The sequence below is a fragment of the Streptomyces sp. NPDC088400 genome, from assembly GCF_044753355.1.
In the GTDB taxonomy this organism is placed as follows: domain Bacteria; phylum Actinomycetota; class Actinomycetes; order Streptomycetales; family Streptomycetaceae; genus Streptomyces.
On the sequence record NZ_JBIVMZ010000011.1, the window covers coordinates 70,762 to 94,866 of the forward strand.

The following is a 24,105-nucleotide window of genomic DNA, read 5'->3' on the forward strand; positions in this document are numbered from 1 at the left end:
CGTGTCACGCTCCGTCGCCGTCGAAGGAAGCCCGCCAGGCCAGCAGGCGTCGGGAGAGGACCCGTACGACGAAGTCGCAGAGCAGCCCGAGCAACGCGTAGACCGCCAGGCACAGCACGATGACATCGGTACGGAAGTACTGCTGGGCGTTGCTCATCAGGTAACCGATGCCGGCGTTCGCGTTGATCTGCTCGGCGAAGACCAGGGCCAGCCAGGCGGTGGACAACGCGTAACGAAGGCCGACGAGCGCGCCGGGCAGCGCGGACGGCAGGATCACGTACCGGATCATCCCGATCCGTCCCAGGCCCAGCATCCGGGCGGCCTCGATGAGTTGGGAGTCGGCGGAGCGGATACCGCCGTAGATGTTGAAGTACAGCGGGTAGGTCACACCGAGCGCGACCAGGGCGGTCTTCGGGGTCTCGTCGATGCCGAACCAGACGATGAACAGCGGGATCAGGCCCACCCAGGGGATCGCCCGGAACATGCCCATGGACGAGTCGATGACGTCCTCGCCGAGCCGGAACAGCCCGGCGGTGAGCGACAGTGTGAGCGCGACGGCGGCGCCGATCACGAAGCCGGTCGCGGCGCGCCGGCCGGAGGCGGCGATGGCGTCCGGGAGTTCACCGGTGCGGGTGAGTTCCACGGCCTGCTGTACGACGTCGACCGGCGAGGCCAGGACGCCGGCGGGCAGCAGTCCGGTGGTGGCGGCGACGTACCAGGCCAGGATGAGGCCGACCGGGCCGGCGGCCCGGCGCACTCCGCGCGGCAGTCGTGGACCGCGGCGGTTACGCCCGGCCGCCGGGCGGACGGTGAGCCGGGCGGCCGGCTCGGCGCGTGCCCTCGTGGGGAGGGCCGGTTCCGGCGGGGAGGGGGAGGCCGTCTGTTCCCGAACGGGCATCAGGAGGTCCTTTTCTCTCGTCATCGCGGGCGCTCTCCCAGGACCGCGGGGCGGTCGGGGTCGGCGGACCACGCGGACCAGGAGCCGGGGAAGAGCGTGGCGTCGATGCCCGCGAGGGTGAGGGCCACGATCTGGTGCGCGGCGGTCACTCCGGAGCCGCAGTACACACCGACGGGTACGCCGCCGCCGGCGCCCAGAGCGACGAAGCGGGCGCGCAGCTCCTCCGCCGTACGGAAGGTGCCGTCGGCCGCGAGGTTGTCGCCGGTGGGAGCGCTCACCGCACCGGGGATGTGGCCCGCGCGCTGGTCGACCGGCTCGGTCTCGCCCCGGTACCGTTCGGCGGCGCGAGCGTCCAGGAGCACTCCCTGCCCGGCGAGTTCGGCGGCCTCGTCTGCGTCGAGCACCGGCAGACGCCCGGGGACGAGTTCGATGTCTCCCGGCTCGGCCACCTCCTCCCCGCTCTCCAGCCGGAATCCGGCCGCGCGCCAGGCGCCGAGCGCGCCGTCGAGCAGCCGCACGTCGGCCACCCCGGCCCAGCGCAGCAGCCACCAGGCGCGGGCGGCGGCGGTGTTGCCGAGGTCGTCGTAGACGACCACGGGAGCCCCGGCGCGCAGTCCCCAGCGCCGGGCGGCGGCCTGGAGGGCGGCGATGTCCGGCAGCGGATGGCGACCACCCCGCGAAGTGGGCGCGGCGGCCAGCTCGGTGTCGAGATCGGCGAAGACGGCACCGGGGACATGGCCCGTGCGGTAGTGCTCGCGACCGTGCGGGTCGCCGAGCGCCCACCGTACGTCGAGGACGAGCGGCGGATCGCCGGCGTCCAGCAGACGGCGCAGCTCCTCGGCGCTGATCAGGACGCGGTCGTTCATGCGGCGCTCCCGTGGGGTTCCGCGCGGGCGATCTCGGGCAGCGCGGGGGAGAGGCGCAGCCGTTCGAGGAAGAGCACGACGGTCGCCGCGGCGGTGCGGTGCGAGGTGTCGTTGAGCACGTCGTGGCGGGTGTCGGCGAGGCTGACGAACCGCGTGCCCGGCAGGCCCGCGTAGGCGCTGCGGGCCGCGTCGAGCGGGCTGACGGTGTCGTCGGCGCCGTGCAGGGCGAGTACCGGAACCGTGATCGCGGCCAGGTCCGCGGCGCTGAGCAGTTCGGGCGGTACCGGTTCGGCGAGCGCCCCGGGCCGGTACCCGTCGCGGTCCAGCAGGCCGTGGTACGTCGGGCAGGCGCTGCGCAGGGCCAGGTCCTGGTCGCGGTCCACGGACCGTTCGCCCGTGGCGGGTGGGGCGGCCGGACCGGTGGGCAGCCCCGCGAGGATCACGGCGTCGAGGCCAGGGGCGCCCTGAGCGGCCAGGGAGGCGGCCCACAGGGCCCCGGTGTCGGCGCCGACCAGCACCCGGGGGGCGTCAGACGCCTCGTCGAGGAGCAGCTCGGCGACCTGCCCCGGCTCCGTGGCTATCCGTACGCGGTAGGCGTCGGTGGCGAGCCGGCGGCCGAACCGCTCGTAGGCGCCGGGGTGTTCACCGCGCCCCGGGAGCACGATGAGCGTGCCGCGTGGATGGATGCCTTCCGGCTCGTTCCAGGCATGGATGGTCTCGGCGTGTGTCATGGGTTCTCGCTTAGGGACGGGGAACCCCGGGCGGAGCTCGGGGCAGGAGGGCGGACCGGCACCGGACCGTGTCCGGGTGGCGCGACGGACGACGGCGGGACGCCGGGGGAGAGACGGCGGGACGCCGAGGGAGAAAGGACTGGCGGAGAAGGGCGGTTCGGCCGAGGAGACGCGGAAGGCCGCTGGGGACCACCGGGACAGACCGACCGGGCGGTGGATCCACCGGGCGGTACGGGCGTGCCGAAGCCGGTCGATCAGATCGGATCAGCTCGGGAGGTCCGGTGCGCGGGACGCCGCAGGACCCGCCCGACGGGCGGACGGCGCTGCCTTCGCGATACGCGCCGACGGCTCAGCGGTCGGCGGAGTGCCGGGTCAGCGACAACAAGTGCTGGTGAGAAGGCCGAAGTCGACCACACGGCGTTGCGTCAGCAGTGGGCTCGCGGCGTGGAGCCGCCGGGCCTCGAAGGGGTACGGCGGGATGGCCGTCCCGGACACTGTTCGCAACATGCCTCCAGCATCGCCGACGCGCGCATGCCACGTCCAACGATGATTCGCCATCAAAATTGATCACGAAAGCTGATCGATGGGTGCTAGCGTGCGGTTATGGCATCTGTGTTCGAAATCGTGACGCTGCGCAGCCTTATCGCCGTCGCGGACCGCGGCGGCTTCCATCGTGCCGCCGAGGCGCTGACACTGAGCCAGTCCGCGGTGAGCCAGCACGTACGGCGGCTGGAGAAGACCCTGGGGCGCCCGGTGGTCGAGCGCGACGGCCGCCGGACCCGCTTCACGGCGGACGGAAGCCTGCTTCTGGAAGAGGCGCGGCGGATCGTCGCCGCGCACGACGAGGCGGTGCGCCGGCTGCTCGGCGAGGACACCGACACCGTCGTCATCGGCTCCACCGAACACGCCGCCGACCAGATTCTCCCCCGGATCACGGCGGCGGTCCGCGCGGTACGCCCGGACTGCCGGGTGCGGTACCGCATCGACCGTTCGGCCCGCCTCGTCGAGGCCGTCGACCGGGGCACGGTGGATCTGGCGGTGTACGTCACCGAAGCGGCCGCCACCGAGGGCACGGTGGTCGGCGGCCTGCCTCTCGCCTGGTACGCGGCCCCGGAATGGACCCCGCCTCCCGCCCCGTCCTCGCTCCCTCTGGTGGCCATCGAAGACCCCTGCGCGATCCGCCGCCGCGCCCTGGCCGTGCTGTCCGAACGGGACATCCCCGCCTCGGTCGTCTGCGACGCGGGGTATCTGGCCGGAGTGCTCGACGCCGCTCGCGCCGGTCTGGGTGTCGCCCTGCTGGCCACGGTCGGTCAGCGTCCTGACGGGCTCGCCGAGCGCACCGACCTCCCCCCGACTCCGGCGATCCGCATGAGCGCCCACGCCCGCCAGGGAGCGGACGCCGCGATGGTCGCCCACGCTGTCGGTGCCGTCCGTGACCTTCTCACCGAGGCGGCCACCTCGATCGGCACGTGCGGGACGGCGACGTAAGGGGTTGCGCCCGGCGGCCCGGCGCTCCGGCGGCCCGGCCGCCGCCGAACAGTACGGCGGGGGACGTGGGATCGAACTCGCCTGCGCGTACCGGCCGTTCAGGGGCCGGAGCATGCGCGATGTCTTGACGTGCCTTTGTCATGGTGGGTGTATGGGAGCGCTCCCAAGCTTCTTCAGCTTCTTCTGATGCCAGAGTTTCTTGGCGCTCACTTTTTTGGAGTCGCAGTGAGAACAACAAGAAGCACGACACGAAAGAGCCCCCTCACCGTCCTGCTGACCGGACTGGCCGCCTTTCTCGGGCTGGTCGTCCTCGGCGCGGCCGGTCCGACCCCCGCCCAGGCCCAGGCGCAGTCGCCCAGCACCCGCGCCGCCACCGGCCTCCACATCAGCAACGGCCGTCTGCTCGAAGGCAACGGCAACGACTTCGTCATGCGCGGCGTCAACCACGCCCACACCTGGTATCCGGGTGAGACGCAGTCGTTGGCCGATGTCAAGGCGCTGGGCGCCAACACCGTCCGCGTCGTCCTCTCCAACGGCCACCGCTGGAGCGGGAACAGCCCCGAGGACGTGGCCGCCGTCATCACCCAGTGCAAGGCCAACCGGCTGATCTGCGTACTGGAGGTGCACGACACCACCGGCTACGGCGAGGACGCCGCGGCCGGCACGCTCGACCAGGCCGCCGACTACTGGATCGGCCTCAAGTCCGTACTCGCCGGCCAGGAGAACTACGTCATCATCAACATCGGCAACGAGCCCTGGGGCAACACCGACCCCGCCGGGTGGACCGAGCCGACGACCGCCGCGGTGAAGAAGCTGCGCAACGCCGGGTTCGCGCACACGATCATGGTGGACGCGCCCAACTGGGGCCAGGACTGGCAAGGCGTGATGCGGGCCAACGCCCAGTCCGTCTACGGCGCCGACCCCACCGGCAACCTGATCTTCTCGATCCACATGTACAGCGTCTTCGACACCGCCCAGGAGATCACCGACTACCTGAACGCCTTCGTCACCGCACGACTGCCCATCCTCATCGGCGAGTTCGGCGGCCCCGCCGACCAATGGGGCGATCCGGACGAGGACACCATGATGGCCGCCGCCCAGCAGCTCCGGCTCGGCTACCTGGCCTGGTCCTGGAGCGGCAACACCGACCCGATCCTCGACCTGGCGATCGACTTCGACCCCAGCCGGCTCAGTTCCTGGGGCCGGCGTATCTTCAACGGCGCCAACGGCATCGCCCAGACCTCCCGGGAGGCCACCGTCTACGGCGGCGGCGACCCGGGCGACACCCAGGCCCCGACCACTCCCGGCACTCCGACCGCCTCCGCCGTGACGGCCACGTCCGCCGCCCTCGGCTGGACCGCCGCCACCGACAACGTCGGCGTCTCCGGCTACGACATCGTCCGCGTCAGCGGCGGCTCAGAGGCCAAGGTCGCCGCCTCTGTCACCAACTCCGTGACCGTGACCGGCCTCACCGCCGACACGGCGTACACCTTCGCCGTGTACGCCCGTGACGCGGCCGGGAACCGCTCGGCCCGCTCGGCCACGGTGAGCGTCACCACCGACGAGGGCGGTGGCGACCCCGGCGCGCGCTGCTCCATCGGCTATCGCGTCGTCGGCGAGTGGGGCAACGGCTTCCAGGGCGAGATCACGATCCGCAACACCGGCACCACCACCATCAGTGGCTGGACGTTGGTCTTCGCCTTCCCCAACGGCCAGACCGTCAGCAACATGTGGGGAGGGACCCCCACCCAGAACGGCGGCACGGTGAGCGTCGCCCCCGCCTCCTACAACTCCACCATCTCCGCCGCCGGTTCGGTCACCGTCGGCTTCCTCGCGGGCAAGGGCGGCACCAACACCGCCCCGACCGCGTTCACTCTCAGCGGTACCGCCTGCGCCACCGCCTGACCCGCCCGACCCCGCTGACCGGTGGAGGCACCCGCCCCACCGGTCGGTACGCCGTCCACGAACGCGGCGCTGTCCGTCCTGTCCGGCAGGAGCGACTCCGGCAGGATCGACCGGACAGGACCTACACCTTCATACCGATTCCGGTCAGCGACCGGACCTCCATCTCCGCCTGCTTCTCGGGATCCGCGGGGCGCTTGCTCAATACCGTGCCGAGATATCCGCAGATGAAGGAGAGCGGAATCGACACAATGCCGGGGTTGGAGAGGGGGAACCAGTGGAAGTCCACGCTTGAGATGATCGACGTGGAGGTACCGGAGATCACCGGCGAGAAGATGATCAGCACGAGTCCGGATACCAGACCGCCGTAGATGCTCCAGAGCGTGCCCGTCGTGTTGAAGCGTTTCCAGAACAGCGTGTAGAGAATGGTCGGCAGATTGGCTGACGCGGCAAGAGCGAGGGCGAGCGACACCAGGGAGGCGACGTTCTGGCCGTTGGTGATAATTCCGCCGATGATGGCGAAGACGCCGATCACGATCGCCGTCAGACGTGCGACCCGGATCTCGGACCGGGCGTCGGCCTTCCCGTCCCGGATCACGTTGGCATAGACGTCATGGGCGAACGAAGCCGACGCGGCCAGGGTCAGGCCTGCCACGACTGCCAGGATCGTCGCGAAGGCCACCGCGGAAACGATCCCCAGCAGCATCGGACCGCCGATCTCGAAAGCGAGCAGCGGGGCCGCGGAGTTCTCTCCGCCAGGGGCCGCGAGAATCGCGTCCGAACCGACCAGGGCGGTGGCGCCGTACCCGACGACCAGGATCGCCAGGTAGAAGACGAACATCGACCAGGAGCACCAGACCACCGAGCGGCGCGCCTCCTTGGCGTTGGGCACGGTGTAGAAGCGCATCAGCACGTGCGGCAGGCTGGAGATGCCGAGGACCAGCGCCAAGGACAGCGAGACGAAGTCGAGTTGGCTCATCGCGTTCTCGCCGTACCAGCCGCCCGGGTCGAGCAGACGCTCGCCGAGAGAGCTGTTCCGTGTCGCCTGCTCAAGGAGCGCCGAGAAGCTGAATCCGAACTTGGCGATGATGAACACGCTCATGAAGGTCACGCAGAGCAGGAGCAGGCCCGCCTTGATGATCTGCACCCAGGTCGTGCCCTTCATGCCGCCCACCAGGACGTAAAAGACCATCACGAGGCCGACGGCCGTGATGATGAGGGCTTGCCCGCTCCTGCTGTGCACATCGAGCAGCAGGGCGATCAGCCCACCGGCGCCGGCCATCTGGGCGAGCATGTAGAAGAACGTGATCACCAGGGTGGCGTTGGCCGCCGCCGCGCGCACCGGGCGCTGTTTCATACGGAAGGCCATGACGTCACCGACGGTGTACCGACCGGTGTTGCGCAGCCGCTCACCCACGAGCAGGAGGGCGACCAGCCAGGCGACGAGCCACCCGACGGAGTAGAGGAACCCGTCGTAGCCATGGACGGCGATCGCCCCGGAAATGCCGAGGAAAGAAGCCGCGGAAAGGAAGTCGCCGGACAGGGCGATGCCATTTTGGGCGCCGCTGAAGGAGCTTCCCGCAGCGTAATAGTCGGATGCCGTCGAATTCCTGTTGGTAACCCTGTAGACGACGAACAGCGTAACGAGAACAAAAGCGAGGAATACGCTCAAGTTGATCATCGGGCTGCCGGTCGTGGGTGCCGCGATCTGCGATATCATTTTTTGCCGACTCCCGACAGCTCGTGGATCTTGTCCACCTGTGGATCAAGTCTCTTGTTTGCGAAGTGCCGGTACGTCAGAACGATGGTGATCGTCGACACGAACTGAAGCAGGCCGAGGACCGTGCCGGTGTTGATTGCGCCGACCAGTTTGCGGCTCATAAAGTCGTGATGATAAGCCGACAGGAGAACGAAGGTCATGTACCAGCAGAAGAAGAAGGCGCTCATGGGAAAGACGAACCAGCGCAGTCTCCTGCTGAGGCGCTTGAACTCCGGGCTCTGCTGAATTTCCAGGAAGTCAGGCTCCCCGTTTTCGTCACCGTGGCCGGCGAACCTCTGCCCGGTGCCCCGATCGGATGGAATGGGCGCGGTCGGCCGCACCGATTTCGACATGGTTCTCTCCGGGGTTTTTCGGGCGGGGCGTCGTTCGGGTCGCCGGTAGCGGGTGGCGGGGAGAAGAGGCAACCGGCAGCCCCTTTGACGGGGCAAGTGTAGTGAGGTGCCGGATGCAGTCAACGTCCGTGGGTGCGCATGAGCGCGTGCGGTGCCGCAAATCCGGCGTCAGGGCCATTTTGAATGTAGCGGGTATAGTCGCGGAATGGGTACTTTGTCCATCTCTTTTCGTATTGTCCCCTTTGTTTTGATGTCGGGTGATCAAGGCCGATCAGGATCGCCCTCCTTGGGGATATTTCGTGAAGCGACGTTGTGTAGCAGGTGTCTTCGCTGATAGAACCTCATACTTGTGTGTCAGTGTTTGCGCATGCGAGCGTTTGTGTGGATGGGTCTGCCGCCGGTGTCTGACGAAGCCGAGTCATTGTTGTGACGGAAGCGGAGGTAGGCGATCTGCGAGTTTCCTCGATCGCTCTCGCGTCATTGCGGGGATTGCAGAGGCAGGATGGAATCGTTGGACGATTCCTCCGGCGGCGCCTGCGAGTATTCGTTCCGTTCACGTACGGCCTCTATGAACTCGCCTTGAAGAGTAGCAAGCTGTTCGCGTAGAGGTAGTTCGAGCAGAAGTGGTAGAGGCAGGCGCGCCAGCGCATCGCTAAACCGGGGCGTCGGGTGTGCTGCCGGGCGTTCGACTCCCCTTTCAGGGAAAACCAGGAGAAACGGCATCGTGATACATCCCTGTGGGCAGGCCGGTCCGGGCGCGGAGCGCACCTCATGACCCCGGGCAAGCACGCGGCCGCGCGCGAACGTCGGCAGCCTTGGTGGGTCGGCGTCGTGCAGTGGCGGAACTGGCGACTGCCGGTGAAGCTGGGCGCTGTTCTGGTGGTGCCCGCTCTGCTCGCCGTCGGCTTGGGCGTCGTGCAGATCCAACGCGATGTCGCGCGTGCGAGTTCGTACGCGGAGATTCAGCAATTGGTCGAGCTGCGCAGCGGGTTGATGCCGTTGATCGGCGATCTGCAGATGGAGCGGACCCTGTCCGCCGAGCGGCTGCGCGGCGGTGCCTCCGTCAATCCGGCCATGCTCCGGGAACAGGTCGAACAGGTCGACCGCGCTCAGGCCGCCGTCACACGTACTACCGACCAGTCACCCGGTCTTGACGGGGCTTCGGCGAACCGGTACCGCGACGCGTTCAAGCTCCTGGACCGCCTGCCCGACCTGCGTCGCCAGGTGGCCTCCACAGGTGTCAACTCGTGGACCGCGGTGAACACCTACAGCGAGATCATCAACGGCCTGCTCGACCTGGACCAGGCACTGGGCACCGGGGTCGGCGAACCTCAGCTGTCCGGACCGGCGATCGCGCTGTACGACCTGGAGGCGATCCAGGAACAGATCCACCTCCAGCATGTGATTCTCCTGGAGCTGAAGGATCCCGGGCCCGGCAAGCCAACGGATGCCGAGCTCGTCAGAGCACTCCAGGAGTCCGACTTCCGCATGCGGGACAAGCTGGGCGACTTCCGGGCCGTAGCCACCACGGCGGAGCAGCGCCGTTACGACCGGACGGTCACCGGCCCGTCGGTCAAGCAGCGCATTCAGATGATGGACGCCGTGCTGATCCCGCCGGAGCGGTCGGGCGACGGGCAGAACACGGACGGTGCCTCGACGCCGTTCTCGGTCCGCGGCTGGAACCAGAGTTCGGAGACCACCGCGGAGCTTGTCGAGAAGGTGGAGAAGGGCCTTGCCGACCGGCTTCGCCTGACCTCCGCCGAGTTGCAGGACGAGACGAGCGACCGGGCCGGTGCGGAGTCCGTGATGCTCCTGGCCGTGCTCATGCTCGCCCTTGCCATCGGATTCGGCATCGCCCGGCATCTGCTGCGGTCGCTGGTCGTCCTGCGCACGACCGCACTCGACGTGGCCGAGCGTCAGCTCCCGGCAGCGGTCTCGAGTATCCGCGACGGTGAGGTGTCGCACTCGCCGATCGAGGACGTGCCGGTCCACACCACGGAGGAGTTCGGGCAACTGGCCAGGGCGTTCGACGCGGTGCACGGTCAGGCCGTGCACCTGGCCGCCGAGCAGGCCGCGCTGCGCGGCGACTTGAGGGACACCCTGGCCAACCTGTCCCGGCGCAGCCAGAGTCTGGTGGACCGGATGCTGCGCCTGATGGAACAGCTCGAGTGGCACGAAGAGGACCCGGACCAGCTGGCCAACCTCTTCAAGCTCGACCACCTGGCGACCCGCATGCGGCGCAACAACGAGAATCTGATGGTTCTGTGCGGCAGCACCCTGGTCCGCGCCTCCGAACAGCGCGTGCCGCTGGACAACGTGCTGCGGGCCGCGGTGTCCGAAATCGAGCACTACCAGCGCGCGGTGGTGGAGCCCGTTCCGCCTGTCCAAGTGATCGGGTACGCGGCCCGCGACCTGGCACGGATGGTCGCCGAGTTGCTCGACAACGCCACTGCCTTCTCCCCGCCTGACACTCAGGTGGTCATCAGTAATACGATACTCCTGGACGGTTCTGCACTGATCGACATCCGCGACCAGGGATTCGGGATGAGCGACATCGAATTGGCCAAGGCTCACCGGCGCGTAGCGGAGGACGCATCTGTGGAGGTACCTACGTCCCGTCAGATGGGTTTGTCCGTCGTCGGTCACTTGGCCCGTCGGCATGGCATCGACGTGGAACTGAGCTCGGAGCGGGGCTCCGGTGGGCTACGGGCCGGCGTGCTGGTACCGGCCCGGCTGATGGTGACGAACAGCCCCGCCATCGAGGGCCGGAACAGCTCACTGCCCACCAGGCCGACCGCTGCCAGGACCGGTGGGCCGGTACGGGCACGGCAGGGGGGCGACGGGGCCGCGGCGGCGGCTCTGCCGCGCAGAGTTCACGACGGGGCTCGCTCGGTACGCGCGGGTGATTCCCCGGCGGACTCCCGGCGTCCGGGCGCTCCGGAGCCGGGCCGCCGCAGCCTCCCCGGTGCGTTCGCGGAGCTCTCCCTGGCCCAGAGCCTGCCGCGTCGGGTACCTGCCACCGATGCCGGGGCCAACCGCTCCGTCCCGGTCGGTGAGGATGCGCCGGGGGCGACCGACGGCAGGTCCGGCAGCGGCGATACGCCGGCGAAGAGCCGTGCCGTACAGACACCGGGGCAGGCCCCGGCGCTACCTCGGCGGTCGCGTCCGGCTGCCCAGGGCGCCACCTCCTCGGCGTGGTTCAAGTCGGCCGAACCGGAGACGGCGCCGGGGGACTCGCGTACCGAGGACACCGCGCGGTCACCGATGCCGCCCGCCGCGAGGACTCGGCCCCCGTCAGGGCCCGGCGCCACGGCTCGTGCCGGAAAGGCCGAGCGCGCGTCCGCCGCCCCTCATCCGTCACATGAGGCATCCGACGAGCGGAAGCCGACGGGCTCCCCGCTGTCCGGGTTGCCCCGGCGGCCCGTACCCTCTCGGCCCGGTGCCGTGGAGGAGAGCCGGCCGGATCCCGTCGACGTCCCCCGTCCGGCCGACCCCGAGCCGTCGGACGCCGCGGGGGCAACCGGACGCACCCAGGCCGGGCTGCCCAAACGGGTTCCGCGTCAGAGCCCGGCCCCGGACCGGGCCGAGCCGCGTGCCACCGGAGACGGGGCAACCGTGAAGAAGGACGCGGGCCGCACCCACAGCTTCCTCAGCAACTACCAGTCGGGCATCCGTCGGGCTCAGCCCGACGAGACATAGAGACTCTCGAAGAACGGGCAGGAAGAATCCATGACCTCACCCCAGTCGCGGGAGGTGAGCCAGTTCGGATGGCTGGTCACCAACTTCACCGAACGTGTTCCCAATGTGGCGCATGCCGTGGTGGTATCAGCCGATGGAATGTTGCTCACGGCGTCGGACGGGCTGGCGGACGATCGTGCCGAACAACTCGCCACCATTGCCGCGGGCACCGTCAGCCTGACCCAGGGCATTGCCCGTTGCCTGCTGACCGGTGACGTGCGGCGGTCCGTGGTCCAGATGGAGGGCGGGAACATGCTGCTGATGTCGATCAAGGACGGCTCGTGCCTCGTGGCACTGGCAGCGCCGGACTGCGAGATCGGCCAGGTCGCCTACGAGATGACCGTACTGGTCGACCAGGTCGGCGAGATGCTGACCCCGGAACTACGAGCCGAGCTCCAGGGACTGAAGCGGACAGCGGTCCATTAGGCCGGACGAGGAGATCATGAGCACCGGTGACGGCCCATCCGGGCAGGGGCCTCGGAGAGATCAGGGGGCGGAGGACGAACAGACCTTCGCCGATGTGCTCAACGCGTTCAGTTTCGGCAAGGCGCGACGGGCGCGGAAGAGGTCCGGTGGCGATGCCACCCCGGAGGCCCCGGCCCGCCGCGAGGCGGAGGATCCCGGTCCCAGGGGTCCTGCTGAGTCGTACCCGCGGGCGCCGTCGGAGCACGGACAGCGGGCCGCCTGGGAGTCCGAGCACGACGAGGGACAAGGCTCGGCCTCTCTCGTGCGTGCCTACACCTGGACGGGTGGCCGGACCAGGTCGGACCATCACTTCGAGGTCGAGACCCTGGTGACCACCACGGAACTGGGTCACCGCTCCACCGCCGTCGTGCAGTTGGACCATCGACCGGTGATCGAGCTGTGTCAGGAACCGAGATCGGTGGCCGAGGTGGCGGCCATGCTCTCGGTGCCGCTGGGAGTGGTCAAGGTCCTGCTCGGTGACATGGCGGAACGCGGGCTGATCGCCGTCCACGAGACGGCGGTTACGCAGGACGGCACCCCGGACGGTGCCCTGATGGAGAGAGTGCTGGTCGGACTCCGGCGGATCTGACGGGTCTGCATCACGCGATCCTGAACTGTGGATCAGGGCGGGGCGATCGCCAAGTCTCGCCACCGCGACGAGAATTCATCGAACAGGAGAAGCCGTATGCCCTGCCCACGGGATCCTCTGCCGCTCGATGAATCCTTCGTCGCGGAACCGCACGCCTCTTACGCGGCGTTGCGCCGGACCGGTGCGGTGCACCGGGCCGTCAGCCCGGACGGGGACTCACTCCTCCTGGTCACGAGCTACCGGGAGGTCCGTGCCGCCGCCATGGACCGACGGATGTCGGTCAGCAAACAGCATGCGCGCACCGTTGCCGGCCATGTGAACTCGCTGCCGGCCGAACTCGACGCGCACCTGCTCAACAGCGACCCGCAGGCCCACGCGCGGCTGCGCCGCCTGGTGAGTACGGCGTTCACACCCCGCCGCGCGGAAAGCCTGCGGAAGACCGTGCAGGAGTCCACCGACCAGTTGCTGGACACGATCGCGGGCAAGGATCGCGCGGATGTGGTCGCCGATCTGGCCCTGCCGCTGTCCATGTCGGTGATCTGCGACCTGATGGGCATTCCGGCCGGCAACCGCCCCGACTTCCGACGCTGGACGGATACCCTGCTGAACGCGGATCCCGGCGCCCCTCTGCGTTCGCGCGAAGCCATGCGGGAGATGCACCAGTTCCTGGCACGGCTCATCGGCAGCAAGCGCGGCGCGATGGCGGACGACCTGTTGTCCGCCCTCATCACGGCTCGCGACGAGGGTGACCGCCTGAGCGAGAACGAGCTGGTGGCCATGGCTTTTCTCTTGCTCTTCGGCGGTTATGACAACGTCGCGAGCCTGATTGCCGGCAGTGTGCTGGCACTGCTGACGCACCCGGATCACCTGGCCGCCGTCCGCACCGGCGAATTGGCCATGGACGCGGTGACAGAGGAGACATTGCGCTGGAATTCCCCGGCCATGCTCGCCGTCCGGCGTTTCGCCACGGAAGACATCCGGATGGGCGGCACGCACGTCCCGGCCGGTGAACGCGTCTGGTTGTCATGGGCGTCGGCCAATCGTGACTCCGAGCGTTTCGCGAATCCGGAAACGTTCGACCCCTTCCGTGAAGACACCGCGCATCTCGCCTTCGGGCACGGACCCCATTACTGCCCCGGCGCGGCCCTCGCCCGGATGGAGAACAACATCGCGGTGACCTCTCTGGTCCAGCGCTTTCCGAACCTTTCCCTTTCGGGCTCCGTCGAGGCGTTGCGGTGGACGTCCTCCCTGCGCAGCCGCAGCTTGCGAGAACTGCCGATCACCATCTGAGCTTGTCCCGTCCGCCAGGCGTGAGTCCGAGCGGTCACCGCTCACCCATGCTGCATGTGCCAGCGGACCCAGGCGGCCTGACCGCCGTCGACGAGCAGGTCCGTGCCGGTGATGTACAGGGAGTGCGGGCCGGTGAGGAACGCCGCCACCTCCGCGATCTCGTCCGGTGTCCCGGTACGCCCCGCACCGCACGCGTCCAGCATCTTCAGCATCCGCCCGTCCGGGTCGGATTCGGCCTCGGCCTTCGACATCGCGGTGGAGATCACGCCGGGGCTCACGGTGTTGATCCGGGCGCCGCGCAGACTCCAGGCGAGCGCCGCGGCCTGGACCCGAACGTGGTTGGCCCGCTTGGACATCATGTACGCGGCCATCGAGTCGTCGCCGACCGCGGTGACGAAGTCCAGTCCGAGGAGTTCGTCCGTGGGCGTCGTGGCCAGGGCCGTCTCGTGTTCCCGGCCGAGGGGGGCGTAGTGGCCGGCCATGCTGGAGATGACGACCAGGGCGGTGCCGCGGGTGGCGACCCGCTCGAAGGCGTCGATCACATGTGCCGTGCCGAGCAGGTTGACCTCAAGTACCTTGCGGGCCGACGCGGTCGCGGCGCCGACGCCCGCGGTGTGCACGACGGCGGTCACCCGGCCCTCGGCGGAGGCTGTTTCGGCGAGCTTCTCGACCGACTCGCGGTCGGTCACATCGGTCCGCACACCGCGCACCGCGAATCCGGTCGCGCTCAACGCCTCGACGCTGCGGTCGAGTTGGTGACGTGAGGCGTCGGCCAGGATGAGCGTTCGCCCGCTGCCGAGCCGGTGCGCGATCGCCGAGCCGATACCACCGGCTCCTGTGACCACGACCACGTCACGTCTGTCGTCCATACGGTTCTGCATGATCAACCTCCTTGTTGTGCTGCTGACTTCAGCGGTGTGGAGCTGGTGGACGGCGGGAGCGGCGCCGGCATGCGCCCGTGCGGGGAAGCGCACCCGCGGCCCGACCGCTGGTGCGCTTCCCGTGAGGGCCTGTCCGCCGGACGCCGCGGGTCCCGGCCCGCCGGGCGAACGGCGCTACGTTCGCAACACGCCCTACCGCACGTCCGGGGCCGGCTCGCTCGCCGGTGTCGTGGTCCCTACGGCGTGGTCCCTACGGCGTGGTCCCTACGGCGTGGTCCCTACGGCATCGCGCCAGGCGGCGCGGACGGCGATGGCCTGGCGCCAACTGCGGATCGCCTTGGGCGGCATGCCGACCGCGAGCGCTCCGGTCAGCCGGTCGCCGGTGCGGTAGGCGGCCACGAACCGCCGCTCGGCCAGGTCGCCGTCCACCACCGCCACTTCGTCGTGGCCCCGCAGATAGCCGTACGCCTGGACCTTCATGTCGTACTGGTCCGACCAGAAGTACGGCACCGGCGCGAACGGCTTGCGCGCCTGCGGACGCAGCAGATTGCGGGCGGCGGCCATGCCCTGTTCGGCCGCGTGGGTACGGTGCTCGACGCGCATCGACACGCCGAACAGGGGGTTGTGCCAGCGGGCCACGTCTCCGGCCGCGTACACACCCGGCGCGGCCTCGCTGTACTCGTCGCACACCACGCCGTTGTCCACGGTCAGGCCGCTGTCCGCGAGCCACTCGGTGTTCGGCAGCGATCCGATCGCGACCAGGACCGCGTCGCCCCGCACCACCTCGCCGTCCGCGAGCCGCACCCCGTCCTCGGTCACCGCGGCCACGGTGACCCCGCAGCGCAGTTCCACCCCCCGGTCCAGATGGGCCTGCGACAGCATCTGTCCGACCGCCCCGCCGACCGCGTGGGCCAGCGGCACCGGTGCCGGCTCCAGCAGGGTTACCCGAGCGCCCAGTTGCCAGGCCACGGCGGCGGCCTCCGCGCCGAGGAACCCGGCGCCGACCACGATCAGCCGCCGTCCCCGGCCCAGCCGGTCGCGCAGCGCGAGCGCGTCGTCCAGGGTCCGCAGCACGTGGGCGCCTTCGCCGGGCAGCCGGCGCGGGCGCACTCCGGTGGCCACGACGAGCCCGTCGTACGGCACGTGCGAACCGTCCGCCAGCTTCACCGCTCGGTCCGCCACGTCGAGCCCGGTGGCCGCGACGCCGAGTCTCAGGTCGAGACCGAGGGAGTCCAGGACGTCGTACGGCCGCAGCGGGAGCTGTGCCGCCTCCCACTCACCGGCCAGGATCTGCTTGGACAACGGGGGCCGGTCGTACGGGGCGTGGGGCTCATCGCCGATGAGGGTCAGGGAGCCGTCATAGCCTTCCCTGCGGAGGGTCTCGGCCGCCGCGAGTCCGGCGGCCGAGGCTCCTACGACGACGACGCTCTTCACTGCTCGACCAGCCGGATCGCCGCGGCCGGGCAGATCGCCACGGCTTCCCGTACTCCGTCGAGGAGTTCTTCGCCCGGCTGCTCCTCCAGCAGGATCGCGACGCCGTCGTCGTCACGCTGGTCGAAGACCTCGGGGGAGGCCATCACACACTGTCCCGATGCCACGCATTTCGGCTCGTCCAGTTCAACACGCATGGTTTTCCTCGCTTTTCGTGGGGGGTTCTGTTCCGGGAGGGAAGTTACGTCAGGGGCTGGTCACCAGGTCACGGGCAGGGACTTGACGCCGTAGGTGGTCCCGGTGTGGTCGAATTCGAGATCCGAGATGTCGGCGGCCAGTCGCAGGGTGGGTATACGGCGGTAGAGGGTGCCGTAGACGACCTGGAGCTCCAGGCGGGCGAGGTTCTGGCCCAGGCACTGGTGGGGGCCGTAGCCGAAGGCCTGATGGTTGCGGGCGGGCCGGCCGATGTCCAGACGGTCGGCCTCCGGGTAGGTCTCCGGGTCCCAGTTGGCGGCGTGCAGGTCGAAGATGAGGCCCTCCCCGGCGCGGATGAGGACACCGCCGACCTCGACGTCCTCCTTCGCGACCCGCCGTACGCCGGTCTGGACGATGCTCAGGTAACGCAGCAGCTCGTCCACCGCGCCCCCGATGACCTTCGGGTCGTCCGTCTCACGCAGGATCGCCAGCTGGTCGGGGTGCTGGAACAGGGCCAGCGTGCCCAGGCTGATCATCGTCGCCGTCGTCTCGTGACCCGCGATCAGCATGGCCGTGCTCATGTGCACGGCCTCGGTGTGGGTCATCTCGCCGGCCTTGACCTTGCCGCCCATCTCCGACATCACATCGTCGGCCGGGTCGGCGATCTTCTCGTCCAAGAGGTTCTTCAGGTACGCCGACATCTTCCCGCTCACCTCCCGAATCTCCTCCGGCGAGGCGCTGCTGTCGAGGACCGTGCCCGCGAACTTCTGGAAGAACTCGTGCTGCTCGTACGGTACTCCGAGCAGTTGGGCGATGACCAGGGACGGCACCGGAAGGGCGATCGCGGTCAGCAGGTCCGCCGGCTTCGGGCCCACGAGCATCTCGTCGATCAGCCGGTCCACCATCTGCTGGATGGGCTCCCGCATCGCCTCGATCCGTTTGACGACGAAGGGGGCGTTGACCGACCGGCGCAGCCGGGTGTGCTCCGGCGCGTCCGTGTTCGTGATCATCCGGGGGGAGACGGGCGCGACCGCGGCCCGGTGCTGATTCACGTACGGGAAGCCGGGGTTGAGGTCGTCGTCGCTCATGCGCGGGTCGGTGAGCAGGGCGCGCTGGTCGGCATGGCGGGTGATCAGCCAGGGCGTGGACCCGTTCCAGATCCGTACCCGGCTGACCGGCTGCTCGGCCCGCAGCTGTTCCGCGGCCGGGAAAGGCGCCAGCGGGCATTCCGCCGCCCTGGCCATCGGATACTCGGGCAGGGACTGTGCCGCGCCGGACACAGGGCAGGTACCAGTCATGATGACTCCTCGGTGGTGGGGGCTCCGACGGGATCGGAGACCGGGGGAGTGGCCGGGAATGCGACCACGTGTAGGAAGGCGAAGCAGACGCTGGTCGGGCAGGCGTTACGACGTCGCGCCGGAGACCTTCGCGGGCTCGGCGGCGGTGTCAGTGCCCGCCGATGTCGACGACGCGGCCGTTGCGACGACGGGTCGGTGACGCGGGAGGAAGGCGGCGAGGGCGAAGGCGAGGAGCGCCGCGCCCGCGCCGATGGCCATGACCGTCCTGAAGCCGTTCTCGGACGGCAGGGCGGTGGTGCCGAACGTGGTGGTCATCTGCGCCAGGATGACGCCGGCGACCGCGCTGGCGATCGATGTGCCGATGGACCGCATCAGCGTGTTGAGGCTGTTCGCGGCGGCCGTTTCGGACGCGGGCACGGCGCCCATGATGAGTGCTGGCATGGCGCCGTAGGCGAAGCCGACACCGCCGCCGATGACGCAGGACACCAGGACCAGGTGCCAGATCTCCGACATCAGCAGGATGTTGAGGCCGTAGCCCGCGGCGACGATGGCGGCGCCGAGCATCAAGGTGATCTTCGGGCCCTTGGTCTTGGAGATGGCGGCGGACAGCGGCGCCATGGCCATCATCACCAAGCCCTGCGGTGCCAGGACCAGGCCGACGGTGAGCATCGACCTGCCGAGGCCGTAGCCGGTGGCCTCGGGCAGTTGCAGCAACTGCGGCAGGACCAGGGACATGGCGAACATCGAGAAACCGAACGCCACCGAGGCGAGGTTGGTGAACAGCACCTGGCGGCGGGCTGTTGTGCGCAGGTCCACCAGCGGCTGTGCGGTGCGCAGTTCGTACCGGCCCCACGCGAGCAGGGCGAGGATCGCGACGGCGAGCAGGCCGAGGGTCGTCCCGCTGGTCCAGCCCCAGTCGGCGCCCTTCGAGACGGCCAGCAGAAGGGACACCAGCCCCGTGGCGATGCCCAGCGAGCCGATCAGGTCGAAGTGTCCGCCGGTACGCACCTTCGACTCGGGCACGATCACGAGGACGAGCGCGAGGGCGACGGCGCCGAGGGCGGCCGAAGTCCAGAACAGTACGTGCCAGTTGAAGTTGTCGGCGATGAAGGCGGCGGAGGGCAGACCGAGGGCGCCGCCGACTCCCAGGGACGCGCTCATCAGCGCGGTCGACCCGGCGAGACGCTCCGCGGGCAGTTCGTCGCGCATGATGCTGATGCCGAGCGGGACGACGGCGGCCGCCAGCCCTTGCAGCGTCCGCCCGGCGATCATCGGGATCAGGGAGTCGCTCAGCGCGCAGACCACCGACCCGGTCACCAGCAGGACGAGGCTGACCAGCAGCAGCCGGCGCTTGCCGAACATGTCGCCGAGGCGTCCGGCGATGGGCGTGGCCACGGCGGCGGCCAGCAGGGTGGCGGTGACCGCCCAGATGGCGTTCGACGGCGAGGCGTCGAGGAGCCGGGGAAGCTCCGGGACGATCGGGATGACGAGGGTCTGCATCAGCGAGACCACGATGCCCGCGAAGGCCAGAACCGCCACCACGGCGTTCGGCCTCGGTGGGGCGGAATCACCGGCCTCGGCGGGACGGGCGAGTGTGTTGGGCATGGAGTGGCCTCCGTCGGGCGGCTAGCTTGCTTGACTCACTCAACATATAGAGATTGGTTGACTTAGGCAAGCTTGTCGCTCAAGTGTGCCAGAATCTTGATTGACTTAGGCAAGTTATGTGAGAGTGATCGCATGTCGCCGTCGCGCGCGGAAGAGCCCGTCGGGGGCGTCCGGGCCGGGGCCGTCGTTCGGGCGCGAAAGCCGACGGGACGATACGGCGCACGGAGCAACGATCCAATCTGATGGTCCGGGACGCCACACAACGACGTACAGAACGGAATCGCATGTCCATCCTGGCCCGGCCCGTGGTGGCCTCCTTCGTCGCCAAGGCGATGCAACGCGCTGTCATGGCGGCCCAACGCGGCAACGGGCGTGGCAGCAAGGCTTCTTCACTCGACCGTTTTCCGGAGTATCCGCGAAACGCACGCGAGTTGACGATTCCGACCTCGGCGGGACCGGCCAGGGCCATCGTGTACATGCCCGCCACCGACGGCGCACCCGCGCCGGTCCACGTCAACTTCCACGGCGGCGGCTATGTCATGCCACTGACGGACATGGAAGATCCGCTCTGCCGGTACCTTGCCGCCGAGGCGGGCGCGATCGTGATCAACGTGGACTACGTCCTCGCTCCGCAGCACCCGTTCCCCGGCCCGCCCCATCAGGCGTTCGAAGTGGTCCGGTGGATCGCCTCGCACGGCGCCGAGCAAGGCTGGGACGGCAGCCGGCTCTCCGTGGGCGGGCAGAGCGCCGGAGGCGCACTCGCCGCCGCCGTGGCGCGCCAGTCCCTCGAACAGGGCGGGCCCGCGATCGCCCTCCAAGTGCTCCACTACCCCCCGCTCGACCTCGCGACGAGCGCCAAGGACAAACGAGCCGCCATCGCCAAGCCGGTGCTGCGCCCATGGATGGCGGAGGTCTTCGACACCGCATACGTGCCGGACCCGCCGGAGCGTCTCAACCGCCTGGTCTCACCGGGGAACCCGGCGGACACCGCGGATCTTGGGGGAATGGCCCCGGCCCTGGTCATCACGGCGGAGTTCGACCTCCTCAAGGCGGAAGGCGCGTACTACGCCGAGCGTCTGCGGCAGGCCGGCGCACTGGTCGAGTACTACGACGTACCCGGAGCCGACCACGGGTACGACGGCAAGGACGACGAAAAGGCCCGGCAGGTCTACGAGCTCGTCGCACGCCATCTGAAGGAGGCCACGAACCCGAAGGCCACGAGCCCGAAGGCCACCGAGCCGACCGAGCCCCGAATCACCGAGTGACGCGTCCTGAGGATGAGCGATCACACGGCGACTCTCGGAGCGCCGAGCGGCAGGGTCAGGGACGCGGCTGCCGGGGCTGATCGGTCCGCGCCGCGTTCTTCTCCTTGATGCGGACCGTTTCCTTGCGGACCTCGGCCTGGGTGGTGCGTTCCCGCGTCAGCCAGTCGGGACTCTCCTGCTTCAGCGCGTCGATCTGCTCCGTGGTGAGGGCGTCCGTCACTCCGCCACGTGCGAGACCCGAGATGGAGATGCCCAGCTTGGCCGCCACCACCGGCCGGGGATGCGGGCCGTTGCGCCGCAGCTCCACCAGCCACTCGGGCGGATCCGTCTGCAGCGCACTCAGCTCGTTGCGCGAGACGACACCCTCCTGGAACTCGGCGGGGGTGGCTTCGAGGTACACACCCAGCTTCTTCGCCGCGGTCGCGGGCTTCATTGTCTGGGTGGTCTGGTGCGACGTCATGGTGTCAAGGGTAGCGAGCATGTGCGAGACCTCCGACCACGACCGGTAACCTTGCGGGGTGACAGGCTCGGAAGTACCCCTCTCGTTCCGGCTCGCGTACGTCCCGGGGGTGACGCCCACCAAATGGGTGCGGATCTGGAAAGAGCGGCAGCCGGACGTCCCACTGACCCTCGTCGCGGTGTCCGCCGCCGAGGCACCCGACGTATTGCGGGGCGCCGGCGCCGACGCGGGTCTCGTGCGGTTGCCGATCGACCGGACGGACCTCAGCGTCATCCCTCTCTACACCGAGACGACGGTCGTGGTGATCCCGAAGGATCACCTCGTGGCGGCGGTCGACGAGGTGTCCGCCGACGATCTGGCCGACGACATCGTGCTGCATCCCCTCGACGACACCCTCGACTGGGAGCGTCGGCCAGGACAGCCCGCGAAGGAGCGCCCCGCCACGACGGAGGACGCCGTCGAACTGGTGGCGGCGGGGGTCGGACTCCTCGTCGTTCCTCAGTCACTCGCCCGCCTGCACCACCGCAAGGACCTCACCTACCGGCCGGTATCGGACGCCCCCGAGTCGCGCATCGGGCTGTCGTGGCCGGAGGACGAGACCACCGACCTGGTCGAGGATTTCATCGGGATCGTCCGAGGGCGGACCGTCAACAGCTCACGGGGACGAACTCCGGCCCCGGCGCAGCCGAAGAGCAAGCGCCCCGACACCGGCGGCGCACGGCGGAAACCGGCGGCCGGCAGGTCGGCCGGCAAGAACCCGCGGAGCGGTTCCGGCGGCGCCAAGGGCACCAAGGGCGGCAAACCTCGTCGCCGGTCGTAGGGCCTGTCCCCAGCCGGACAGGCCCCCAGGGCCTCTCCCTCTGTCCCTCCCGCCGCTCTAGTCGGCCGAGAGCTTGGTGTCCGGTACCCGCCAGGCGGCGATCACGAAGGCGATGAGGGTCACGGCCGCGCCGGTGAGGAAGACGACCTGCAGCGCGCTGACGTAGCCCTCCAGGAAGGGCATCGCCACCCGCGAATCGAGGGTGTGCAGGAAGGCCGAGTCCTCCAGGTTCACACCGCCGTCGGCCTGGACGACGCCCTCCAGCGCGCCCGCGTTCGTCGGCTCCTCGGTCAGCCGCCGGAACGACGGTTCCTGGAAGGCGGCGGTCAGCCGCTCGCCGATCCGTGAGCCGGCCAGGGAGAAGAAGATGGAGAGGAACGCCGCGGCGCCCACCGTGCCACCGTTGGAGCGGAAGAAGTTCACCGACGCGGTCGCCGCGCCCATGTCCCGCCGGGGTACTTCGGACTGGGCGAGTGTGGTGATCGTCTGCATCGCCGCGCCCAGGCCGGCCCCCATGAACAGCATGCCGATGGAGACGTACCACAGCGGACTGTCCACCCGGAGCGTCGCGAAGATCACCATGGCGACGGTGAGGGAGCCGATGCCCGCCACCAGGTGGACCTTGAACTTCCCCGTACGGGACATCAGCCGGCCGACCACCAGCGTCACCGTCACGTTGGCCACCACGGTGGGCAGCGTGGCGAGACCCGCCCCGATGGGGCTCATGCCCTGGGCGAGCTGGAGGTACAGCGGAAGCATCGTCATCGCACCGAACATCCCGATGCCGACGACGAAGTGCAGGACGCTGCCCAGGCGGAACGCCTTGATGCGGAACAGCCGCAAGGGCACCAGCGCGGCGTCCCCCATCCGGCGTTCCAGCAGGACGAAGACGACCAGGCCGACCAGGCCGACGGCGTACAGGGCCAGCGCGCGGGGAGAAGCCCAGCCCCAGGTCCGCCCCTGCTCGGCGATGACGAGCAGGGGGACGATCCCGACCGCCAGCGCCGCCGCCCCGCCGTAGTCCAGCCGGTGCCGTACGGGCTCGTGCGGTACGTGCAGTACGCGCAGGATCACGACGATGGCCAGGGCCGCCAACGGCACGTTGATCAGGAAGATCCAGCGCCAGCCGTCGAGACCGAGCAGGGTGGCGCGCTCCGCGAACACTCCGCCCACCAGCGGGCCGACGACGCTGGAACCGGCGAAGACCGCCGTGATGTAACCCTGGTAGCGGCCACGCTCACGCGGTGAGGTGATGTCGGCGATGATCGTCATGGCGAGAGACATCAACCCGCCGCCGCCGAGCCCCTGTACCGCGCGGAAGGCCGCGAGTTCGTAGATGGAGGTGGCGAATCCGCACAGCAGGGATCCCACGGTGAACAGGACGATCGCGCACAGGTAGACCGGCCGGCGGCCGTAGATGTCGGAGAGCTTTCCGTACAGCGGGGTGGCGATGGTGCCGGCGACGAGGTAGGCGGTCGTCACCCAGGCCTGGGCGGTCAGTCCGTGGAGGTCGTCGGCGATGGTGCGCAGCGCGGTCGAGACCACCGTCTGGTCGAGTGCCGCGAGGAACATCCCGAGCATGAGCCCGGACAGTACGGTGACGACCTGCCGGTGTGTCAGCCGGGCAGGCGCCTCGGGTTCGTCGTGAGGGCCGTCAGCCGTGTCGCGCGGTGTCGCGTCCGGGGAGGTCACTTCGTCCGCCCCGCTCATGCCGCGATGCCCGGGGCGGTGGCCGGCCGGTCCACCACGGGCGGCATCTCCTTCGACGTCTCCTTCGGCATGGCCTCGGCCGCCGGGAGGAATCGAGTGCCCGGGCCCGCGGCCGGTATCGCGGCCTTGGTGACGGTGGAGGGTGGGGACGTCATAGAGACCTTCTTTGCCGCACGTGCGTGCTCCGTGCTTCGGATTCGGGGGGAGGGGAGGAGTGTTCGGGGGAGGGGAGGAGTGGGGGGGCCCGGGGCCCCCCCCCCCCCCCCCGCCGGCCCGCGCCCCCCCCCCCCGCCCCCCCCCCCCCGCCCCCCCGGGCCCCCCCCCCCCCCCCGCCCGCCCCCCCCCCCCGGCGGGGTCACAC

General features: G+C 69.5%; 20 protein-coding genes and 1 pseudogene. 8 read left to right on the top strand and 13 right to left on the bottom strand.

Going from position 1 to position 24,105, the window contains the following annotated elements:
- Positions 1-4: 4 nt before the first annotated feature.
- From ACIQD6_RS25865 to ACIQD6_RS25875, 3 genes are read right to left on the bottom strand one after another with little or no spacing between them, the layout of a single operon-like run.
- Positions 5-898, bottom strand: coding sequence for an ABC transporter permease (locus tag ACIQD6_RS25865; protein ID WP_401886314.1), 894 nt, complete (start codon positions 896-898; stop codon positions 5-7).
- 20 nt (positions 899-918) lie between these two features.
- Positions 919-1,764, bottom strand: coding sequence for a sulfurtransferase (locus ACIQD6_RS25870; protein WP_401886316.1), 846 nt, complete (start codon positions 1,762-1,764; stop codon positions 919-921).
- A complete protein-coding gene (locus tag ACIQD6_RS25875) occupies positions 1,761-2,495 on the bottom strand; it encodes an alpha/beta hydrolase (RefSeq protein WP_401886318.1) in 735 nt (244 codons plus the stop codon). Before ACIQD6_RS25875 ends, ACIQD6_RS25870 begins: the two co-directional genes overlap by 4 nt.
- Before the next feature lie 603 nt (positions 2,496-3,098).
- Between ACIQD6_RS25875 and ACIQD6_RS25880 the strand changes: the two genes are divergently transcribed.
- Together ACIQD6_RS25880 and ACIQD6_RS25885 are read left to right on the top strand one after the other, a co-directional pair.
- Positions 3,099-3,983: a LysR family transcriptional regulator gene (locus ACIQD6_RS25880; protein WP_401886321.1), complete on the top strand. Its 885-nt coding sequence runs from the start codon at positions 3,099-3,101 to the stop codon at positions 3,981-3,983.
- A 225-nt stretch (positions 3,984-4,208) separates the two neighbouring features.
- Positions 4,209-5,888 (top strand): cellulase family glycosylhydrolase, encoded by a 1,680-nt coding sequence (locus ACIQD6_RS25885; RefSeq protein ID WP_401886323.1) that lies wholly within the window; start codon positions 4,209-4,211, stop codon positions 5,886-5,888.
- A gap of 121 nt (positions 5,889-6,009) precedes the next feature.
- Here the strand turns inward: ACIQD6_RS25885 and ACIQD6_RS25890 are convergent, their stop codons facing one another.
- Both ACIQD6_RS25890 and ACIQD6_RS25895 read right to left on the bottom strand, forming a co-directional pair.
- The gene (locus tag ACIQD6_RS25890) at positions 6,010-7,605 is read right to left on the bottom strand and encodes a cation acetate symporter (protein WP_401886326.1); all 1,596 of its coding nucleotides are present in this window, start codon (positions 7,603-7,605) and stop codon (positions 6,010-6,012) included.
- Entirely contained in the window at positions 7,602-7,997 is a 396-nt protein-coding gene (locus ACIQD6_RS25895; RefSeq protein WP_401886328.1) for a DUF485 domain-containing protein, read from the bottom strand. Before ACIQD6_RS25895 ends, ACIQD6_RS25890 begins: the two co-directional genes overlap by 4 nt.
- 771 nt (positions 7,998-8,768) lie before the next feature.
- Here ACIQD6_RS25895 and ACIQD6_RS25900 point away from each other — a divergent pair.
- The 4 genes from ACIQD6_RS25900 (at position 8,769) to ACIQD6_RS25915 (ending at position 14,079) form a co-directional block, all read left to right on the top strand.
- Positions 8,769-11,696, top strand: coding sequence for a nitrate- and nitrite sensing domain-containing protein (locus ACIQD6_RS25900; RefSeq protein WP_401886331.1), 2,928 nt, complete (start codon positions 8,769-8,771; stop codon positions 11,694-11,696).
- A gap of 30 nt (positions 11,697-11,726) precedes the next feature.
- Positions 11,727-12,161, top strand: a complete 435-nt coding sequence (locus ACIQD6_RS25905; RefSeq protein ID WP_401886334.1) for a roadblock/LC7 domain-containing protein — start codon at positions 11,727-11,729, stop codon at positions 12,159-12,161.
- Positions 12,162-12,177: 16 nt separating this feature from the next.
- The gene (locus ACIQD6_RS25910; RefSeq protein ID WP_401886336.1) at positions 12,178-12,789 is read left to right on the top strand and encodes a DUF742 domain-containing protein; all 612 of its coding nucleotides are present in this window, start codon (positions 12,178-12,180) and stop codon (positions 12,787-12,789) included.
- A 273-nt stretch (positions 12,790-13,062) separates the two neighbouring features.
- On the top strand, positions 13,063-14,079 hold the full coding sequence (locus ACIQD6_RS25915) for a cytochrome P450 (RefSeq protein ID WP_401886339.1): 1,017 nt from the start codon (positions 13,063-13,065) through the stop codon (positions 14,077-14,079).
- Positions 14,080-14,120: 41 nt separating this feature from the next.
- Here the strand turns inward: ACIQD6_RS25915 and ACIQD6_RS25920 are convergent, their stop codons facing one another.
- The 5 genes from ACIQD6_RS25920 to ACIQD6_RS25940 form a co-directional block, all read right to left on the bottom strand.
- Complete coding sequence (locus tag ACIQD6_RS25920; RefSeq protein ID WP_401886342.1) at positions 14,121-14,960, bottom strand: SDR family oxidoreductase; 840 nt, start codon at positions 14,958-14,960, stop codon at positions 14,121-14,123.
- A 264-nt stretch (positions 14,961-15,224) separates the two neighbouring features.
- Entirely contained in the window at positions 15,225-16,394 is a 1,170-nt protein-coding gene (locus ACIQD6_RS25925) for an NAD(P)/FAD-dependent oxidoreductase (RefSeq protein ID WP_401886345.1), read from the bottom strand.
- Positions 16,391-16,588, bottom strand: a complete 198-nt coding sequence (locus ACIQD6_RS25930) for a ferredoxin (protein ID WP_401886347.1) — start codon at positions 16,586-16,588, stop codon at positions 16,391-16,393. The genes ACIQD6_RS25925 and ACIQD6_RS25930 overlap by 4 nt, the downstream gene beginning before the upstream one ends.
- A 60-nt stretch (positions 16,589-16,648) precedes the next feature.
- Positions 16,649-17,884 (bottom strand): cytochrome P450, encoded by a 1,236-nt coding sequence (locus tag ACIQD6_RS25935; RefSeq protein WP_401886350.1) that lies wholly within the window; start codon positions 17,882-17,884, stop codon positions 16,649-16,651.
- 105 nt (positions 17,885-17,989) lie between these two features.
- On the bottom strand, positions 17,990-19,489 hold the full coding sequence (locus tag ACIQD6_RS25940) for an MFS transporter (RefSeq protein ID WP_401886353.1): 1,500 nt from the start codon (positions 19,487-19,489) through the stop codon (positions 17,990-17,992).
- Between the two features lie 284 nt (positions 19,490-19,773).
- Here ACIQD6_RS25940 and ACIQD6_RS25945 point away from each other — a divergent pair, with 284 nt between their 5' ends.
- Entirely contained in the window at positions 19,774-20,754 is a 981-nt protein-coding gene (locus ACIQD6_RS25945) for an alpha/beta hydrolase (protein WP_401886356.1), read from the top strand.
- Between the two features lie 55 nt (positions 20,755-20,809).
- On the opposite strand, the gene ACIQD6_RS25950 is transcribed toward ACIQD6_RS25945, so the two are convergent.
- Positions 20,810-21,214, bottom strand: coding sequence for a DUF5997 family protein (locus ACIQD6_RS25950; RefSeq protein WP_401886358.1), 405 nt, complete (start codon positions 21,212-21,214; stop codon positions 20,810-20,812).
- A 58-nt stretch (positions 21,215-21,272) separates the two neighbouring features.
- Between ACIQD6_RS25950 and ACIQD6_RS25955 the strand changes: the two genes are divergently transcribed.
- A complete protein-coding gene (locus ACIQD6_RS25955; RefSeq protein ID WP_401886361.1) occupies positions 21,273-22,034 on the top strand; it encodes a LysR family substrate-binding domain-containing protein in 762 nt (253 codons plus the stop codon).
- A gap of 57 nt (positions 22,035-22,091) precedes the next feature.
- Here ACIQD6_RS25955 and ACIQD6_RS25960 read toward each other — a convergent pair whose 3' ends face one another.
- Entirely contained in the window at positions 22,092-23,744 is a 1,653-nt protein-coding gene (locus ACIQD6_RS25960; protein WP_401886363.1) for an MDR family MFS transporter, read from the bottom strand.
- A 20-nt stretch (positions 23,745-23,764) separates the two neighbouring features.
- Positions 23,765-23,899 (bottom strand): annotated as a pseudogene (locus ACIQD6_RS25965) (UTP--glucose-1-phosphate uridylyltransferase); the annotation flags it as partial.
- Positions 23,900-24,105 lie beyond the last annotated feature (206 nt).

Bases quoted from the DNA above. Each gene is read 5' to 3' on its own strand.
- ACIQD6_RS25865 (WP_401886314.1), bottom strand. From the start codon at position 898: ATGCCCGTTCGGGAACAGACGGCCTCCCCCTCCCCGCCGGAACCGGCC.
- ACIQD6_RS25870 (WP_401886316.1), bottom strand. From the start codon at position 1,764: ATGAACGACCGCGTCCTGATCAGCGCCGAGGAGCTGCGCCGTCTGCTG.
- ACIQD6_RS25875 (WP_401886318.1), bottom strand. From the start codon at position 2,495: ATGACACACGCCGAGACCATCCATGCCTGGAACGAGCCGGAAGGCATC.
- ACIQD6_RS25880 (WP_401886321.1), top strand. From the start codon at position 3,099: ATGGCATCTGTGTTCGAAATCGTGACGCTGCGCAGCCTTATCGCCGTC.
- ACIQD6_RS25890 (WP_401886326.1), bottom strand. From the start codon at position 7,605: ATGATATCGCAGATCGCGGCACCCACGACCGGCAGCCCGATGATCAAC.
- ACIQD6_RS25895 (WP_401886328.1), bottom strand. From the start codon at position 7,997: ATGTCGAAATCGGTGCGGCCGACCGCGCCCATTCCATCCGATCGGGGC.
- ACIQD6_RS25900 (WP_401886331.1), top strand. From the start codon at position 8,769: ATGACCCCGGGCAAGCACGCGGCCGCGCGCGAACGTCGGCAGCCTTGG.
- ACIQD6_RS25905 (WP_401886334.1), top strand. From the start codon at position 11,727: ATGACCTCACCCCAGTCGCGGGAGGTGAGCCAGTTCGGATGGCTGGTC.
- ACIQD6_RS25910 (WP_401886336.1), top strand. From the start codon at position 12,178: ATGAGCACCGGTGACGGCCCATCCGGGCAGGGGCCTCGGAGAGATCAG.
- ACIQD6_RS25915 (WP_401886339.1), top strand. From the start codon at position 13,063: ATGTCGGTCAGCAAACAGCATGCGCGCACCGTTGCCGGCCATGTGAAC.
- ACIQD6_RS25920 (WP_401886342.1), bottom strand. From the start codon at position 14,960: ATGCAGAACCGTATGGACGACAGACGTGACGTGGTCGTGGTCACAGGA.
- ACIQD6_RS25930 (WP_401886347.1), bottom strand. From the start codon at position 16,588: ATGCGTGTTGAACTGGACGAGCCGAAATGCGTGGCATCGGGACAGTGT.
- ACIQD6_RS25935 (WP_401886350.1), bottom strand. From the start codon at position 17,884: ATGACTGGTACCTGCCCTGTGTCCGGCGCGGCACAGTCCCTGCCCGAG.
- ACIQD6_RS25940 (WP_401886353.1), bottom strand. From the start codon at position 19,489: ATGCCCAACACACTCGCCCGTCCCGCCGAGGCCGGTGATTCCGCCCCA.
- ACIQD6_RS25945 (WP_401886356.1), top strand. From the start codon at position 19,774: ATGTCCATCCTGGCCCGGCCCGTGGTGGCCTCCTTCGTCGCCAAGGCG.
- ACIQD6_RS25950 (WP_401886358.1), bottom strand. From the start codon at position 21,214: ATGACGTCGCACCAGACCACCCAGACAATGAAGCCCGCGACCGCGGCG.
- ACIQD6_RS25960 (WP_401886363.1), bottom strand. From the start codon at position 23,744: ATGAGCGGGGCGGACGAAGTGACCTCCCCGGACGCGACACCGCGCGAC.